Source organism: Corallococcus llansteffanensis (assembly GCF_003612055.1).
Lineage (GTDB): Bacteria > Myxococcota > Myxococcia > Myxococcales > Myxococcaceae > Corallococcus > Corallococcus llansteffanensis.
Genome location: NZ_RAWB01000165.1, coordinates 1 through 17,112, shown reverse-complemented (window position 1 = coordinate 17,112; position 17,112 = coordinate 1). Strand labels below are relative to the sequence as shown.

The window sequence follows — 17,112 nt, the reverse complement described above, 5'->3', positions numbered from 1 at the left end:
GCCCCACCGCCTGCACACCCCACAGCGCCATTTTCATCCGAACGTTCGTGCTATTTTCCGCCATGACGAGGTCCTCCTTGAAGGACACGGCAACAAAAAGGTCAGGAAGTGGGGGGGTGCGCGGCGGTGACGAGCGCGTCGAAGGCCCGGCGGGCTCGCGCCTCGGCCTGGGGGTCCCGCATCAGCCGCTTCGCGTGGTGGAAGCCCAGCATCACCGCGTACTGATCATGGGCGAACTGCTCCACGTCCAGCGCCTTGCGGAAGTGGCCCTCCACCACCGCGATGCGCGCGGCCTGGGCCAGGCAGTCCAGCCAGTCCCGCTGGCTCTGCACCAGCGTGTCCCGCGCGGGCCCGGGCGCGTCGTCCAGCTCCGCCGCCGCCGCCACGAAGATGCAGCCGCCCTCGAGGATCTTGTCCCGGTCCCACGTCAGCCAGCCGTCGAAGAGCGCCCGCACGCGGGGCTCCCCACGGGGCTTGCCCAGCGCCGGACGGATGACGCGCTCGGTGAAGACAGCGGTGGCCGCCTCCAGGACCTGCACCTGGAGCTCCGCCTTGGACTTGAAGTGCGCGAACAGGCCGCTCTTGGAGAGGCCCAGCTCCTCCGCCAGCCCTCCAATGCTCAGCCCCTGCAGCCCCACCCGGCTGGCGAGCCGCACCGCGGTCTCCAGGATGGTCTGATGGGTGAGCTCGCCCTTGCGCATGCCCCATTCATAGAACGGCCGTGCTTTTTCCGCAACTCCCCCTTGAGGTCCATCGCGGCTTGTCGCTCGCGATGGACCTGGGGCAGGTGCTGGCGGTGGAATCAGGGCGCGCCGTGGAAGCTCAGTTCCCTGACGTGGCCACGGTGAAGGCGTGGGGTTCGGAGGCCGGGCTGGTGTTGCCCGTTGCATCCTCCGCCTTGGCGCTCACCGTGTGAGGTCCCTGCGCCAGCGCGGCGACCTGGGTGAAGCTCCAGGTGCCCTCGTCGGTGGCCGTGGTGATGCCCACCCGGACGCCATCCACCAAGACCTTGATGGTGAGGCCTGGCTCCGTCCTACCGCTGTAGGTCGGCAGGTTGTTGCTCGTCATCGAGCCGTTGGCCGGAGAGAGCACCTTCGGAACCGACCGCTTGATGCGCAACGTGACGGAGGTGAAGACATCGACGGTGCTCCCGTCCACCGACACCGGTTGACTCTCGGCACCCACCTGCTTGAGGTAGAGGTCGTTCGCGATGTAGCCCTTGACCGGCTCGACCGCCTGTTCCGGCCTGGCGGCGAACCGCGCGACCACCGTCGAGCCCATCGAAATGCCCGTGCAGCCAACGCACATGGACGCGCGGTAGACGAACACATTGCCGCCACCGATCTGGTTCACGTCCGTGGTGCGTGACTTCGGCACGGCGACGAACAGCCGCATCCCGACGTCGGGGATTTCATAGACGGCGCCCAGCGCTACGCTGCTGTCGCTGTCGACGTTGCGGTCCACCGGTCGGAGCTTGAGGTCGGTGGAGCCCCCGTCTTCAATCGCCGCGTTGACCTTGGTGAGGTCATGCTTCCGCGTCCACCCCAGCCAGTGGAGCTGCGGGAGGTTGTAGTTGTCAGACGGCAGCGTTCCCATGAACGTGCTCGGGTCGCCGCTGCTGTCGAAAACGCCATTGGCGTCGACCTTGTTGCCGTGCCCAAGGCCCAGGACGTGCCCTGTCTCGTGGGCATAATCTCGCTGCAGGCGGCCCACGAGGGTGACGCGGTGCCCACCGCCGTGCGGTTCGCCACACAAGCCCTTGGGCATCATGAACACGTTCAGGAACGCGTTCTCGCTGCTGCCCTTGATGGCCTGGCTCTTCGCCTTGTCGCAGCTCGGGCCCGTCACCCTCACGGTCTGATCCGGATAGAAACGCATCCCCACCTGATGGTGCGACGCCACGTCGAAGAAGTCATACATCTCGCGGATGTTGCCCCGGATTTCGCTCATCGACGGCGTGACACGACCGTCCATGACGACCCGGATGACCTTGACCGTGTGCGTCTTGTTGACTTGATTCAGGTTGCCGTTGAAGTTCTTGACGCAGGTCGGCTCGTCGTCGGCGCAGGCGTAGCTGTACGGCACCGGCCTCTGCGCGAAGGACTGGACCCGGAACGAGCGCACCTTGTCGTTCGCGCTCGCGCCACTATCGAACGACGTGTCGCAGAGATTCGTGTCGGAGTGGATGTCGGTGGAGTCGCCGGTGCAGTCCGCGCCCGCATGGAGCGTCACGGTCTTGCCCATCGGCACGTCGACATAGGAGGCCTGCGCGCCTGGTACGGCGTAGCAGCCATCCAGCCAGGCCTCCTGCAGCACCTGGGAGGTCGCATTACAATTGACGCGCACCCGGACGCTCGGCGGGCGCGGCGCGACGAGCTGCTCGCGCAACGGGGTCCAGTTGGCGGACGTGCAGCGTCCCGCCTGCACCTCGCCGAGGAAGAGCCCATCTTCGAGCTCCGGGTGTTCGTAGGTCTCGCACGTCTCCCACAGCTCGCTCCAATGCGCCCAATCGCAGGTGCCCGCTTCGGCATATCCCTGCACGCACGCGAGTGACGCCTCGAGCTCCGGAGAGAGGAGCGCCTGGTGGGTGGAGGCGACGGACGCGCGGCCCCCTGGAGCGGGTTCGCGTTCGAGCTGCGGCTCCACCACGCCATCACATCCTGTCAACAGCGCGCTCCCCATCGTCACGACAGCCATCAGGAATCTTTTTGTCATTCGCTCTCGTAGCACCCTTCCGTTGAATGCCTCACACAGTGACGCACCAATGTTTTTCCTTCTTCTCGGCCTTTCCAATCCGAGCCTGCTTCACCCTCGCGTTCCCGGGTCCGGCCAGGGACGGAGGCGAGGTGCTCACCCGCCAACGCTTGGTCAGCGAGCGAAGGGGTTGGCCCCTGGATTCTGGGTGTCCGCCCGCGGGCCCCCCGGGCTAGAATCAACCCATGAAGTTTCTCGGCGAGTTGGCTGAAGCAGATCTTGGGCGGACGCAGCGGTGCAACCGTCGCCTCACCGACCCCAACCGGCTGCAGGCGATCCGGGACACCGGGCTGATGGACACGCCCCGGGAGGAGGCCTTCGATCGCCTCGCCCGCCTGGCCGCCGACATCCTCCATGTCCCGTTGACCATCGTGTCGCTGGTGGATGCGGACAAGCAGTTCTTCAAGGCGGACTTCGGCCTGCCGTCGCCCTTCAAGGAGACCCGGGAGCTGCCGATCGACGCTTCGCTGTGTCGCTACACGCTCGAGGGGGAGCCCATCATCTCCTCGAACGCCCCGGCCGACCCCTTCCTGAAGTTCCATCCCTCCACCGGGCCCTGGGGCATCGTCGCCATCATCGTGCTCCCGTTGATCAACCCGGAGGGACACGTGCTGGGGACCTTCTGCTGCATCGAGCCCCGGGTGCGCGAATGGACGGCGCATGAGATCACGGTCATGCGGGAGCTGACGGCGTCCATCATGACGGAGATCAACCTCCGCAATCAGATCCAGAAGCTGAAGGCCGAGCAGAACCTCCGGGATACGTTCGTCGCGGCGCTGACCCATGATCTGCGCACGCCCCTGACGGCGTCGAAGCTGGGCGTGCAGCTTCTGGCAAGACGCCACGCGGACATTCCGACGGTCCAGGCGTCGGTGGCGCGGGTGACCGCGAGCCTGGACCGCGCGGAGCGCATGATCCAGAACCTGCTGGACGCGAGCCAGATCAAGGCTGGCAAGCGCGTGACCCTGACTGTGAGCGAATGCGACTTCCACGAGATCACCGTCCAGACGCTGGAGGAGCTCTCGGCGGTCTTCACGGATCGCTTCGTGTTGAAGGCCGAGGGCGCGTTCAACATGGTGGCGGATCCGATCGGGCTGCGCCGCATCGTGGAGAACCTGGCCTCGAACGCGGCGAAGTACGGCGCGCCGGGCACCCCGATTGAAGTCCTGCTCAGCCGAAGCGGTGGTCGTGTGACGCTCCAGGTGAGGAACCAGGGCACCCCCATCGCCGAGAGCGACCTGCTGACCATCTTCGAGCCCTTCCACCGCTCGCGGTCCGCGATGGAGAGCGCGCAGAAGGGCTGGGGACTCGGCCTGCCCCTGGTGAGAGGCTTCGCCGAGGCGCACGGTGGGACGGCGACCGTGACGAGCTCCGCCCAGGACGGGACCTGCTTCACGATCACGCTGCCGCTCAACGCGGCTTCGCCGGAGCTGTTCTCGGCCCTCTCGGAGCCGGAACGCGTCAACACGAACGAGCCCTCGCGCCTGCGCAGCTGAGCTTTCCCCGAGGGGGCCGGGGGCTTGGGCTTCCTGGCGGCTGCTGGTAAAGCCTCTGGACTGACAGCGCCAACCCGCCTGTGCGGGCACTCCCGCACCCGGCGTGTCCCCAGCGCCGGCCGGAGGCCCCTTGCTGCCCCCCCTCGTCCACCAGCTCGTCGAGCGACGCGCGACCGAGCTTCCCTCCCATGTCGCGGTAGGCCACGGGGACGAGTCCCTCACCCGGGCCGCGCTGAACGCGCAGGCCAACCAGTTCGCGCACGCGCTGCTCGCGCGGAGGGCGGGGCCGGACTCCCTCATCGGAATCTGCCTCCCGCGAAGCCTGGGGCTGGTGGTGGCCGTCCTGGGCGTACTCAAGGCGGGTGCGGCCTGGGTCCCGCTGGATCCCTCCTCCCCACCCGAGCGCCTGCGATACATGGCGACTTCCGCGGGGGTGAAGGCTGTCATTGGCACGGGGCCCGCCGTGGAGCGGCTCGCGTTGGACGGCATCCCGGTCCTCGCGCCCTCGGCACCGGAGCTCGCGTCGTTCCCGGACGAGAATCCGAGCCTCGACGTCCTGCCGGACCATCTCGCCTATGTCATCCACACCTCGGGCTCCACGGGCCTGCCCAAGGGCGTGATGATCAGCCATCGCGCCCTGTCGGCCTTCACGGCGCACCACTGCGAAACGTTCGCGCTGTCGGCGACGGACCGCGTGGGGGTGATGGCCTCGCTGGGCTTCGATGCATTCGTCATGTCGCTGCTGCCCTCTCTGGCAGCGGGCGCGCGGCTGGAGCTGCCGGTGGACGAGGAGATGCGCCTGTCGCCCCGGAAGTCCCAGGAGTGGCTGCTGGCCCGGGGCATCACCTTCGTCTTCCTCCCCACTCCGCTCGCCGAGCGCGTACTTCCGCTTCCCTGGCCCGAGACGTGCGCCCTGCGCCTGCTGCTCACCGGTGGAGACCGGCTGCACCTGCGCCCCAGGCCCGGGCTGCCCTTCCAGCTCGTGAATGGCTATGGCCCCGCGGAGTGCACCATCTACTGCACCTCGGACGTCGTTCCTCCCGGCGGCGAAGCGCGCCTGCCGTCCATCGGTCGTCCCATCAGCGGAGTGGAGGTCCACCTGCTCGACGCGGACCTGCGGCCCGTGGGCGCTGGGGAGACGGGGGAGATCTTCATCGGAGGTCCGGGACTGGCTCGCGGGTACGTGGGCGCGCCGGACCTCACCGCTTCGCGCTTCATCCCCCACCCCTTCTCGCGCACGGGCGGCGAGCGCCTGTACCGCACGGGGGACCTCGGCCGCGCGTCACCGGAGGGCTCGCTCGAGTTCCTCGGCCGCATTGACTCGCAGGTGAAGGTCCGCGGCATCCGCGTCGAGCCCGCGGAGATCACCGCCGCGCTGCTCACCCATCCGCACGTGGGGGCCGCGCACGTCATGGCGCGGAGCACCGGCGCGCTGGAGCCCGCCGAGGGTGTCTCCTTCGTGGCGTACTTCGCGCCCCGGGACGCGCGCGCCGTCCCCGGGACGGAGCAGCTGCGCGAGCACCTCCGGGCCTGGCTTCCCGAGGCCATGATGCCCCGGACGTTCGTGGTGATGGACGCGCTTCCGCTCGGCCCTACTGGCAAGGTGGATTCCGGCGCGCTCCCCGCTCCCGCCGTCCATGCGCCCCGGAGCCGTGCGTACATCGCGCCCCGCACGGAGCTGGAGCGCACGCTCGCGCGGGTGTGGCAGGAGGAGCTGCGTCTGGAGCAGGTGGGCATTCAGGACGACTTCTTCGAGCTGGGGGGCCACTCCCTGCTCGCCACGCAGATCACCACGCGCATCGAGGACGCACTGCGCCTCCCCGTGTCGCTGCGGGAGCTCTTCGCGCACCCTCGCATCGACTCGCTCGCGGAGCTGCTGGAGTCGCGGCGGGCCACTCCCGCGAAGGACGTGCTGCCGCCGGTGGTCGGCGCCATCGGCGTCGAACGGGCGCCGCTCTCCGTGCAGCAGGAGCAGGTCTGGTTCCTCCAGAAGCTGTCCCCCGACAGCATCTCCTACCAGGCGCAGACGACGCTTCGCGTGCTGGGCGGGCTGGACCTGCCGGTGCTCGAGCGCGCCTTGACGGAGATCACCCGGCGCCACGAATTGCTGCGGACGGTCTACGAGGAGGTCGACGGTCGGCCATGGCAGCGCGTCCTGCCGGTGACGCCGGTGCGTGTGCCCCTGCTCGACCTGAGCGGGCTGCCCGGGGACGAGCAGGAGCGCCAGCGGGAGGAGGCCATCCGCGAGGAGCTGCGGCGGCCCCTCTCCCTCTTCGCGCCACCGCTGGTCCGCTGGAGCGCCCTCCGCCTGGCTCCGGACGAGCATGAGCTGGTCCTCGTCGAGCACCACGTCGTCCACGACGGGGTGTCCTTCTCCGTGCTGATGCGGGAGCTGGACGCGCTCTACAACGCCTACCTGCGGGGTGAGGCCTCGCCGCTGCCGGAGCCGGCGGTGCAGTACCGGGACTTCGCCGTGTGGCAGCGCACGGCGCTCGACTCCCCGGCCATGAGGGCCCAGCTCGCCTTCTGGCGCGAGCGACTGGCCGGCGCGCCCGAGGTGTTGCCATTGAGCACCGACCGCCCCCGGCCACGCGTGCAGAGCTCCCACGGCGACCTGCTCCGGCTGGAATTGCCCCCGGCCCTGCCTGGAGCCTTGCGCGCCTTCTGCCAGCGGGAGGGCGTCACCCTCTTCAATGCCCTCTTCGCCGCCTTCGCCACACTGCTGCACCGCTACACCGGGGAGCAGGACCTGTGCATCGGCTCGGCCTTCGCCGCCAGGGCCGGCATCCGGAACATCGAGAACGTCATCGGCATGTTCGTCAACGCCGTCGTCCTGCGGTGTGACGTCTCCGGCGCGCCGTCGTTCCGGGACCTGGTCCGCCAGGTGCGTGACGTCACCGCCGCGGCGGCGGAGCACCAGACCTATCCGTTCCTCAAGCTGGTCGAAGCCCTGGGCGTGAAGCGCGACCCCAGTCGGAACCCGCTCGTCCAGGCCATGTTCAGCTTCCACGACTCGGCGGTGATCAGTCCCCGGCTGGGCGGCGCCGCGTGCACCATCTTCGAGCGGGGCAACGGCTCCTCGAAGGTGGACCTGGACGTCGTCGCCATTCCCCATGCCGGACGGCACCTGGGGGACAAGGCGCGTGGGGATGCCCGCATCTCGCTCATCTGGGAATACAACCGGGACCTCTTCGACCGCGCGACGATGGAGCGGATGTCCACGCACTTCCTGCGGCTGCTCGAAGTCGCGGTGGCAAGCCCCGACACCCCGGTGGCGCGCCTTCCGATGCTCGCCGACGCCGAGCGCGTGGCGCTCCTGGTGGGGCGGAATCCCTCCGCCGGGTCTGGCTTCGAGCCTCCGGTGCATCAGCAGGTGCTGGAGCAGGCCGCGCGGACGCCCGACGCGGTGGCCGTGCGCGACGAGGTCGGAGCCCTCACCTACGCGGAGCTGATCCGACGTGCGACGCTGCTGGCCGAATACCTCCGTCAGCAGGGCGTGGAGGGGGGGTCGGTTGTCGGCGTGTGCGCGCCCCGCAGCGCCGACCTGGTGACGGCCGAACTGGGCGTGATGCTGTCCGGAGCCGCGTTCCTGCCGCTGGATCCGGAGCATCCCTCCGAGCGGCTCGCGCTCCTCCTCGCCGATGGCGGCGCCCGCACGGTGGTCACCACCGGCGCGCTCCGCGAGCGGCTCCCCGCCACGCTGGAGCGGGTGTGCGTCGAGGACTTCCGCGGCCCCGGCACGCCGCGCGGCGACCTCCCCAACAGCGCGCAGCCCGGCCAGCTCGCCTATGTCATGTACACCTCTGGCTCCACCGGGCGGCCCAAGGGGGTGATGGTGGAGCACGGCTCGCTCACCCACCTCGTCGGGTGGCACCGGCGCGCCTTCGGCCTGGACGCGAACGGCCGCACCACGCTCCTCTACTCTCCCGCCTTCGACCCGTCCGCCGCCGAACTCTGGCCCGCGCTGACGGCCGGCGCGACGCTGCATGTCCCCGGACAGGACGTGCGCCTGTCCCCGGAGCGACTCCAGGCGTGGCTCCTCTCCGAACGGATCACCTTCACGGACCTGCCCACCGCGCTCGCCGAGCGGCTGCTGGCCCTTCCCTGGCCCGGGTCGTGCGCGCTGCGTACGGTGCTCGCGGGCGGAGACCGGCTCGTCGCGCGTCCGGTGCCCGGGCTGCCCTGGCGGCTGTTCAACCAGTACGGCCCCACGGAGACCACCGTGACGGCCACCTCCGGCGAGGTGCTCCCCGCGGGCCTGGAAGCGGCGCTGCCCGCCATCGGCCAGCCCATCGACGGTGCCACGGCCTACGTGCTGGATGCGGAGCTGCAGCCCGTGCCCACCGGGGTCGCGGGAGCGCTGTACGTCGGCGGTGCCGGGGTGGCGCGGGGCTACCTGAACCGCCCGGACCTCACCGCAGCGAGCTTCATTCCGGATCCGTTCTCCTCGCGCCCTGGCGCGCGCCTGTACCGCACGGGAGACCGCGTCCGCTCCCGGCCGGACGGGGCGCTCGAGTTCCTGGGGCGCATGGACGCGCAGTTCAAGCTTCGCGGCTTCCGGGTGGAACCGGCGGAGGTCTCCGCGGCGCTGCGCACGTGTCCGGGACTCACCGGGGCCCACGTCCGGGCCTGGAGCGCGCCGGGCGGAGAGCCGCGGCTGGTGGGCTACCTCGTCCCCCAAGCGGGTCAGACGATGCCGTCCCCCGCGCGGCTGCGCGAGCACCTCTCCCGCGAGCTGCCGGCGTACATGATTCCCTCCGCCTACGTGGAGCTGGCGGCGCTGCCGCTCACCCACGGCGGCAAGGTGGATGAGCGCGCACTGCCCGAGCCTCCCACCGTGACGGCAGCGCCCCAGGCCCCGCTCGCGAACGAACTGGAGCGACAGGTCGCCGCCCTCTGGTGCGAGACGCTGCGCCTGGAGCGCGTGGGCGCCGAGGACAACTTCTTCGACCTCGGCGGCCACTCGCTGCTGCTGGCGCAGGTGCAGCACCTGTTGAAGGGCCGCCTGGGCCACGAGGTGCCCATGGTGAAGCTGTTCGAGTTCCCCACCGTCCGGACACTCGCCGGACATCTCCAGGGGCAGGACGATGGCGGTGAGGCCGCCGCCGCCCAGGAGCAGCGACAGGAGCAGCGACAGAGCGGACGTGCGCGCCTGCTGGGCCGTAGGGGACGGCTCGCGTCGGACGGCCACGGGGAGGACGTGGAATGAGTGCCCCGCTGGAGCTGGACGCGGAGGACCGCTCCGCGCACATCGCGGTCGTGGGACTGGCGTGCCGTTTTCCCGGGGCCGCCAACGCCGCGGAGTTCTGGGCCAACCTGACTGGCGGCGTCGAGTCCATCACCTTCTTCGGCCCGGACGGACGCCCCTCCGGGCAGCCGAGGGGAGAGAGCGCCGTGGGCGAGGAGGTGCCTGCCTTTGGCCTGATGGCGGACGCCGACAGGTTCGACGCGGCGGCCTTCGGCTGCTCGCCCCTGGAAGCGTTGATATTGGATCCGCAGCAGCGCGTGTTCCTGGAGTGCGCACGCGAGGCGCTGGAGGACGCTGGGTATGATCCCGCGCGCTATCGCGGCGCCATCGGGCTCTACGCCGGAGGAAGCGAGACGTCCTATCTGTCCACGCTCCGCGCCCGGAGGGAGCTGCTCGCGGGTGCCAGCGATTGGCAGCTCCGGCTGGCCACGGGCATGGACTTCCTCACCAGTCGGGTGGCCTACAAGCTGGGGCTGCGCGGCCCCGCCGTCACCGTGCAGACGGCCTGCTCCACGTCCCTGGTCGCTATCCATCTGGCCGCCCAGGCACTGCTCGCGGGGGACTGCGACATCGCCCTGGCCGGCGGCGCGTCGGTGCATGCGCCGCCCCGGTTCGGCCACTACAGCGAGGGAGGGCCGCTGTCCCCGGACGGTCGCTGCCGGGCGTTCGACGCGCGCGCGCAGGGCACCGTGGGCAGCAATGGCGTGGGGCTCGTGGTGCTCAAGCGGTTCGCGGATGCGCTGTCGGACGGGGACACGATTCGCGCCGTCCTCCGGGGCTCCGCCATCAACAACGACGCCGCTGGGAAGATTGGCTTTACCGCGCCCAGCGTGGAGGGACAGGCCAGCGTCATCGAGACGGCCCTGCGCGTCGCCGGGGTGGAGCCCGAGAGCATCACCTCCATCGAGGCGCACGGCACGGGCACGCGGCTGGGAGACCCCATCGAGCTCGCCGCGCTGACGAAGGCGTTCGGCACCGACGCGCGGCACTTCTGCTGGCTGGGCTCGGTGAAGACAAACATCGGCCACACGGACGCGGCGGCGGGGGTGGCGGGCTTCATCAAGACCGTCCTCGCGCTGGAGCACCGGCAGCTTCCGCCAAGCCTGAACTTCGAGCAGCCCAATCCGGAGATCGACTTCGAGCACAGCCCGTTCCGCGTGAATACACAGCTGCGGGATTGGGACACGGGCGGCCTTCCCCGCCGGGCCGGCGTCAGCTCGCTGGGCATCGGCGGGACCAATGCCCACGCCGTGCTGGAGGAGACTCCCGCGCTTCCCGCCCCCGAGCGCTCGCGCACCCCGCAGCTCCTGGTGCTATCGGCCCACGGCCCCGCGGCGCTGACCCGGGCCGTGGACCGGCTCGGGGGTCACCTGCGCGCGCACCCGGAGGTGCCCCTGGGCGATGTCGCCTGGACGCTCCAGGTGGGGCGCCCCGCGCACGCGCACCGTGCGTTCGCCGTGGGCGAGGATGTCCCCGAGGTCCTGCGTGCACTGGCGGAGCAGGAAGGCGATGCGCGGTTGGAGCCTGGGGAACGCCCGGTGGTGTTCATGTTCCCCGGCCACGGTGGCCAGCACGTGGGCATGGGCCGGGAGCTGTATGCCACGCAGCCTGCCTTCCGCGAGGCCGTGGACGAATGCCGCGCGCACCTCACGCCCGTCCTGGGGTTCGACCTCCGGACGGTGCTCCATCCCGAGCCGTCGGATGCCGCCGCGTTTGAACAGGCCTCCACGCGGATGGGGGAGTTCATCACCGGCCAGCTCTCCGTGTTCGTCATCGAGTACGCGGTGGCGCGGCTGTGGAAGCGCTGGGGCGTGAAGCCCGCCGCGGTGGTGGGCCACAGCCTGGGGGCCTATGCCGCGGCCACGGTGGCCGGTGTGTTCTCCCTCGCGGACGCCCTGCACCTGGTCCTGGAGCGCTCCCGCATCCTCGCGAGCCTGCCCGCGGGCGCCATGCTGGCCGTGCCGCTGCCCGAGTCCGAGCTCCTGCCGTTGCTCCTGCTTCACGACGGGCTCTCCCTCGCGGCCGTGAACGGGCCCGCGCAGTGCACGGTGTCCGGCCCGGTGGTGGAGGTCGAAGGACTCCAGACCCGGCTGACGGCGCGCGGCGTGGAGTCGCGCCTGCTGCGCATCCCGGGCGCCGGGCACTCGCCGCTCGTCGAGCCGTCGCTGGCCGCGTTCACCGCCTGCGTCCAGCGCGTCGAGCGGCGGCCTCCTCGGCTGCCATGGATCTCCGACCTCACCGGCGCCGTCGTCACCGCGGAGCAGGCCGTGGACCCGGCGTACTGGGCCGCGCACCTGCGGCACACCGTGCGCTTCGGCGATGCGCTGGGGACGTTGCTCGCGGGCCCGGCCAGTGTCTTCGTGGAGGTGGGCCCTGGACGGACCCTGGCGACGCTGGCGCGCCAGCACCCCGAAGCGGGCACGCACCTCACGGTGGCCACCCTCCCCCACCCCGCGGACACCACGTCCGACCTGATCACCGCGCTCACCGCGGCTGGACGTCTGTGGGCCGCGGGCGTGCCGCTCTCCTGGCAGGGATTGCATGGGGGCGCGAAGCGGCGACGGGTGCCCCTGCCGACGTACCCCTTCGAGCGTCAGCGCTATCTGGTGGAAGCGCCGGACGCGCCCGCTCCCGTGATTGCAAAGACAAGCGAGGCGCAGCCACCCGGCGACACGCCCCCCGGGTCCCCAGCCGTCGAGCCAGAGCTGCCCGAGGACCTGACGGTGCGCCGCATCGCCACGGCCTTCGCGGAGGTCCTGGGGCTGCCCCGGGTCGGCCTCCACGAGAACTTCTTCGAGCTGGGAGGCGACTCGCTGATGGCAGCACAGCTCATCGCGCGGCTGCGCCCGCACGTCGCCACGCCCCTGCGGGTAAAGACTCTCTTCCGAGCCCCCACCGTGACCCGTCTGGCCCGCTTCATCGCGGAGACATTGTCAGCCGATGCTGCGTCCTCGCGGGCGTCGTCCGCTGGGGATGCGTTGTCCGCGGAGGCGACTTCGTCCGATGCGACGCCCTCCGAGGCGTCGTCGGCCAGGGATGCGTTGTCCCAGACGTCGTCCGCCGACAGCCTTCCACCAGGCTCTTCCTCGACATGAACATGCCCCTGCCGACTCCCTGGCTTGCCTGCCGCCTACGGCGTCCGGAGGCCACCGTGCGCCTCTTCTGCTTCCCCCACAGCGGCGGCTCCGTGGGCGAGTATGTGCGCTGGGCGGACGCGCTCCCGGACATCGAAGTGTGGGGTGTGCAGCTTCCCGGCCGTGGCGCGCGCGCGGAGGAGACACCGTTCACCCGGATGCGCGAGCTGGTGGACACCCTGGTGGCCGAGGTCGACTTCGGCACGTCCTTCGCGTTCTTCGGACACAGCCTGGGGGCGCTCGTGGCCTTCGAGACGGCCCGGCGACTGCGCGACCTGGGCCGGCCGCCTCCGGACAGGCTGTTCCTCTCCGCCGCTCCCGCTCCGCAGCTCCCTCCGCGCGGCATCCCCGCGAGCCACCTGGACGACGACGGGTTGATCACCGCGCTTGAACCCAGCTACGGCGAGCTGGCCGTGGAGCTGCGCGAAGACGCGGAGCTGCGCGAGCTCCTCCTGCCGGGCCTGCGCGCGGACCTCACGCTCGTGGAGTCCTACCGCCACGAGCCCCACGCGCCCCTGGCCTGCCCGATGACCGTCACGGGCGGCACGCGGGACGACCTGACACGCGAGGAGCTGGAGCCGTGGCGCGTCCACACCACCGGCCCCTTCGACCTCCACCTGCTGCCCGGCGGCCACTTCTACCTGCGGGAGCAGAAGGCCCCGCTCCACAGCCTCCTCGCCCACACCATTTCCAGAAGGGACCTGAAGCCATGAGCCAGCCCCTGCATCCCGCCACCCGCGCCCGCGAGGGCTTCCTGGGCCAGCTCTTCGCGGGGAAGCTCCGCTGGGACCTCGTCCGCGCGTTCCCCGAGCAGGACCCGGAGGAGCGCCAGGCGGGAGACGCCGTCGTCGCCGAGGTCGAGCGGTTCCTGAAGGAGCACGTCGACGCGGACGAGGTGGAGCGCGCGGGGCGGCTCTCACCGGAGCTCATTGAAGCCCTGCGCTCGCGGGGCTACTACAAGCTGCCGGTGGAGCGGGAGCTGGGCGGACGGGGGCTCTCCCTGCTGAACACCTTCCGCGTCATCGAGGCGGTGATGAGCCGGTGCCTCCCGGTGGGCTACACACTGGCCATCCACAGCGGCCTGGGCGCGGGCGCCATCATCGAGGCGGTCCAGGCCGGTCCACTCAAGGACTACGTCCGCGGCCGCGTCGCTGACGGGGCCATCTCCGGCTGGGCCGACACCGAGCCCACCGGTGCCTCCGCGCGGCGCGCGTCCACCACCGCCACGCCCACGGCGGATGGGACGGCCTACGTCCTGAACGGGGAGAAGGTCTACATCGGGAACGGCTCCATCGCGGACCTCCTGAACGTCACCGCGACGCTCTGCGAGGATGGCAGGGAGCAGATCAGCCTCTTCTTCGTGGAGACGACGAGCCCGGGCTTCCGCGTCCGCGCCGAGCACGGACTGATGGGCCTGCGCGGGCTGCCCATCGCCGCGCTGAGCTTCGACAACGTGCGGGTGCCGAAGGAGCGCATGCTGGCGATGGCGCAGGAGCACTGGCGCAACACGCCGCTGCTGGAGCCGCTCAGCGCCCTGGGCCGCATGTACATCATCGTGGCGGCGTCCCTGGCGCTCTCCAAGCAGTGCCTCCTGTGGTCGCGCGACTTCCTCCACCGGCGGCTCGCCCAGGGGCGCGTGCTCGGCGACTTCGAGGAGATCCAGCGGCAGGTCTCCGCCACCGCCGCCGAGGTCTTCGCCCTGGAGAGCGTGGCCCGGTGGAGCCTCACCGGCGTGACGGTGGACACCCTGCCCGTGCGCTGGTTCGAACAGGTGGCGGCCAAGAACATCGCCTCCCTCGCGTGCGCGCGCATCGCGGACCGGACCCTGTCGCTGCTCGCCGCCGAAGGCTACGAGACGGCCGCGAGCAAGGCGGCCCGGGGCGCGGTGCCGGTGCCGCTGGAGCGCGTCCTGCGCGACGCCCGGGCCTTCCGCGTGGCAGGCGGCGTGGACTTCCTCGTGGACCACAAGGCCGCGCGGGAGGGGCTCTTCTCCCTCTACTACCCGTCGCCCGCGCAGGCCGCGGAGCTGGAGTCTCCCCCCGCGCCGCTGCCGGTGGAGGAGCACCTGTCGGCCCGCAACCGCGAGCACCTCCAGCACACCGCGCGGGAGGTGCACCGGCTCGCGCGGAAGTGCCAGGAGTTGTCGCGCCGCTACCCGGACGCGGGCGTGCTCTACGCGCGCCAGCGGACGCTCATCCTGTTGAACCAGGTCTGCAACGAGCTGTTCACCCAATCCGTCACGCTGGCCCACGCCGCGGCCCTGGCGGCGCGAGGGCAGCCCCACGCAGGCGACCTGGCGGACGTCTACTGCACCGCCGCGAGCTACCGCCTGGAGGACCTGTGGCGGCAGCTCGATGCGGAAGCAGAGCCAGACTTCGCGGGGGTGAGCGCTCGCTGGCTGTCCGGGAGCGAGCTCGATTTCCTGCTGTGCGACGTGCTCACCCGCCCGTGAGGCCTGATGCGGTGAGCTGACGGGTCAGGGCGTGGAAGGAGGTAGCTGGACCTCGGGAGGGATGGGGGCTTCGGGAGGAGCGTCTTTCGCCACCCGTGCGAGGGGCGTGTATTCCGCGATCCGGGCCTGGCCACTCAGCACCCTGCGCACGACGCCGGACTGCTTCAACTCCAGGCTCTTCACCACCCAGTACGCCGCGAAGGCCAGGATGCCTGCCGTTTCAATGAAGAAGACGTAGGTCGTTGAAGTCCCCCAGAAGGCGTTCAGCAGGAACGCCGTGAGGGGCGAGACGAGCATCACGATGGAAGTCAGCTCATACGTCTTGCGGTACCAGGCCCGGCGCTGGTCATCCGCCAGATGCGGCAAGGTGTCCAGGGAACGGAACCACATCACATACGCCAGGCACGCGAACATCGCGACCGCGCAGAAGCCGTGCAGGGAGAACCTGCCGCAATCCTCCTGGCAATTCCACTGCATGGGGAAGACCGCGACACCGACGGCAAGCACCGCGGCGAGGTTCAAGGCCGCGTTCTCCGCGAAGCTGAAACCCTTGTACAAGTAGAGGAGCGCCCCCACCCCGAGCAATCCACCGACGAACCAGGCCCGGGCTGGAGGATACATTTCATCCGGAGGCTGCGCCCAGTAGTACGCGCTGATCGAATCCTGCAACCCGATGCCATGCAGCCTCCCCACGCCATACACCACCAGGGGGATCAGCACGGCGGCGGCAGCGATGAAGAAGCGCAGGTTCAGGTAGGTGCTGAGGATGTGCTCCTGCAATTTGTCTTTGTCCATCGCGGCCCCCCCGGGCAAGAACAAGAGAATCAGGATGCGCTCAGGATACACCCCTTGAGGCTCACGGCACCGCGGCGGGGCAGGCAGGCGCCGCGTCGTTCCGGTGGATGACACCTTCCTTCATCACGAAGAAGACCTTCTGGGTCGCGCGGATGTCCTGCAGGGGGTTGCCGGGCACGGCGACGACGTCCGCCAGCTTGCCTGGCTCCAGCGTCCCCAGCCGGTCCGACACACCGAGCAGCTCCGCCGCGTTCACCGTGCCAGCGCGCAGCGCCTCGGCGGGCGGCAGGCCGGCCTGCACCAGCAGCGCGAACTCCTCCGCGTTGCGCCCGTGGGCGAACACGCCCGAGTCGGTGCCCAGGGCGATGCGCACCCCGAGGGCAATCGCCTTGCGCAGCACCTGCTCGCGCCGCTGGTCCACCGTGCGGAGCTTGAGGACGGTGTCCGGCGGCAGGTTGCCCTGGTCCGCCAGCTCCTTCGCGCCGAAGAAGGCGAGGACCGTGGGCACGTACCAGGTGCCCTTGCGCTTCATCAGCGCCAGGGCCTCGTCATCCAGGAGGGTGCCGTGCTCGACGGAGTCCACGCCCGCGCGGATGGCGCGCTTCGCCCCTTCCGCGCCGTGGGCATGCGCGGCCACCTTGCGACGGTGCGCGTGGGCCTCGTCCACCACCGCGTCCAGCTCCGCCTGGGTGAACTGCGGCGCGTCGGGCTCCGCGTTGAAGCTCATCACGCCGCCCGTGGCGCAGACCTTGATGACGTCGGCACCGTACTTGAGGGTTTCGCGCACTCGGGCGCGCAGCGCATCCGGGCCATCCGCCACGCCGGGGCTGGCGTCGTGGGCCATCAGCCCCTTGCGCCACGAGTTGCCGTAATCACAGTGCCCACCCGTGGAGCTGAGGCTGGATGCCGCCGCGAGGATGCGCGGTCCCACCACGATGCCGCGCGCGATGGCATTGCGCAGGCCCACGTCGATGAAGTCCTCGGCGCCCAGGTTCCGCACCGTGGTGAAGCCCGCCATCAGCGTGACGCGGGCCCAGGGCAGCGTGTCGAGCGTCTGTTCGGGGATGGTGCGCTGGAAGCTGTCGATGATGTCCTTGCGCCAGTCCGGCCCGGGCTGCACGGTCAGGTGCGTGTGTGCGTCCATGAAGCCCGGCAGCAGCGTGGCGTCCCCCAGCTCCACCACCGTGGCCCCTGCCGGCACCGGGGCCTTCGGGCCCACGCCCACCACCTTCC

General features: G+C 70.5%; 9 protein-coding genes. 5 read left to right on the top strand and 4 right to left on the bottom strand.

All coding sequences use genetic code 11. From position 1 onward, the window contains the following. Nucleotides 1-101: 101 nt before the first annotated feature. Together D7V93_RS17395 and D7V93_RS17390 are read right to left on the bottom strand one after the other, a co-directional pair. Nucleotides 102-701, bottom strand: coding sequence for a TetR/AcrR family transcriptional regulator (locus D7V93_RS17395; protein ID WP_120644473.1), 600 nt, complete (start codon nt 699-701; stop codon nt 102-104). Between the two features lie 121 nt (nt 702-822). Continuing rightward, on the bottom strand, nt 823-2,697 hold the full coding sequence (locus tag D7V93_RS17390) for an Ig-like domain-containing protein (protein WP_158623768.1): 1,875 nt from the start codon (nt 2,695-2,697) through the stop codon (nt 823-825). 242 nt (nt 2,698-2,939) lie between these two features. On the opposite strand from D7V93_RS17390, the gene D7V93_RS17385 reads away from it, so the two are divergent. The 5 genes from D7V93_RS17385 (at nt 2,940) to D7V93_RS17365 (ending at nt 15,084) form a co-directional block, all read left to right on the top strand. Further along, nucleotides 2,940-4,250: a GAF domain-containing sensor histidine kinase gene (locus D7V93_RS17385; RefSeq protein WP_120644472.1), complete on the top strand. Its 1,311-nt coding sequence runs from the start codon at nt 2,940-2,942 to the stop codon at nt 4,248-4,250. 130 nt (nt 4,251-4,380) lie between these two features. Next, nucleotides 4,381-9,459, top strand: a complete 5,079-nt coding sequence (locus D7V93_RS17380; protein ID WP_158623767.1) for a non-ribosomal peptide synthetase — start codon at nt 4,381-4,383, stop codon at nt 9,457-9,459. Beyond that, on the top strand, nt 9,456-12,593 hold the full coding sequence (locus tag D7V93_RS17375) for a type I polyketide synthase (protein WP_120644470.1): 3,138 nt from the start codon (nt 9,456-9,458) through the stop codon (nt 12,591-12,593). Before D7V93_RS17380 ends, D7V93_RS17375 begins: the two co-directional genes overlap by 4 nt. A 56-nt stretch (nt 12,594-12,649) precedes the next feature. Beyond that, nucleotides 12,650-13,345 carry a thioesterase II family protein gene (locus D7V93_RS17370; RefSeq protein WP_158623766.1) on the top strand — a complete coding sequence of 232 codons (696 nt, stop codon included), beginning with the start codon at nt 12,650-12,652 and terminating at the stop codon, nt 13,343-13,345. Then, nucleotides 13,342-15,084: an acyl-CoA dehydrogenase family protein gene (locus D7V93_RS17365; protein WP_120644468.1), complete on the top strand. Its 1,743-nt coding sequence runs from the start codon at nt 13,342-13,344 to the stop codon at nt 15,082-15,084. The genes D7V93_RS17370 and D7V93_RS17365 overlap by 4 nt, the downstream gene beginning before the upstream one ends. 24 nt (nt 15,085-15,108) lie before the next feature. On the opposite strand, the gene D7V93_RS17360 is transcribed toward D7V93_RS17365, so the two are convergent. Together D7V93_RS17360 and D7V93_RS17355 are read right to left on the bottom strand one after the other, a co-directional pair. Continuing rightward, nucleotides 15,109-15,879 (bottom strand): hypothetical protein, encoded by a 771-nt coding sequence (locus tag D7V93_RS17360; RefSeq protein WP_147451209.1) that lies wholly within the window; start codon nt 15,877-15,879, stop codon nt 15,109-15,111. A gap of 61 nt (nt 15,880-15,940) precedes the next feature. Next, on the bottom strand, nt 15,941-17,112 hold a 1,172-nt coding region (locus D7V93_RS17355), incomplete at its 5' end, for a metal-dependent hydrolase family protein (RefSeq protein ID WP_147451208.1).

Excerpts from the sequence above, each read along its gene's own strand:
- D7V93_RS17375 (WP_120644470.1), top strand. The coding sequence starts at position 9,456 with ATGAGTGCCCCGCTGGAGCTGGACGCGGAGGACCGCTCCGCGCACATC.
- D7V93_RS17385 (WP_120644472.1), top strand. The coding sequence starts at position 2,940 with ATGAAGTTTCTCGGCGAGTTGGCTGAAGCAGATCTTGGGCGGACGCAG.
- D7V93_RS17365 (WP_120644468.1), top strand. The coding sequence starts at position 13,342 with ATGAGCCAGCCCCTGCATCCCGCCACCCGCGCCCGCGAGGGCTTCCTG.
- D7V93_RS17395 (WP_120644473.1), bottom strand. The coding sequence starts at position 701 with ATGCGCAAGGGCGAGCTCACCCATCAGACCATCCTGGAGACCGCGGTG.
- D7V93_RS17390 (WP_158623768.1), bottom strand. The coding sequence starts at position 2,697 with ATGGCTGTCGTGACGATGGGGAGCGCGCTGTTGACAGGATGTGATGGC.
- D7V93_RS17360 (WP_147451209.1), bottom strand. The coding sequence starts at position 15,879 with ATGGACAAAGACAAATTGCAGGAGCACATCCTCAGCACCTACCTGAAC.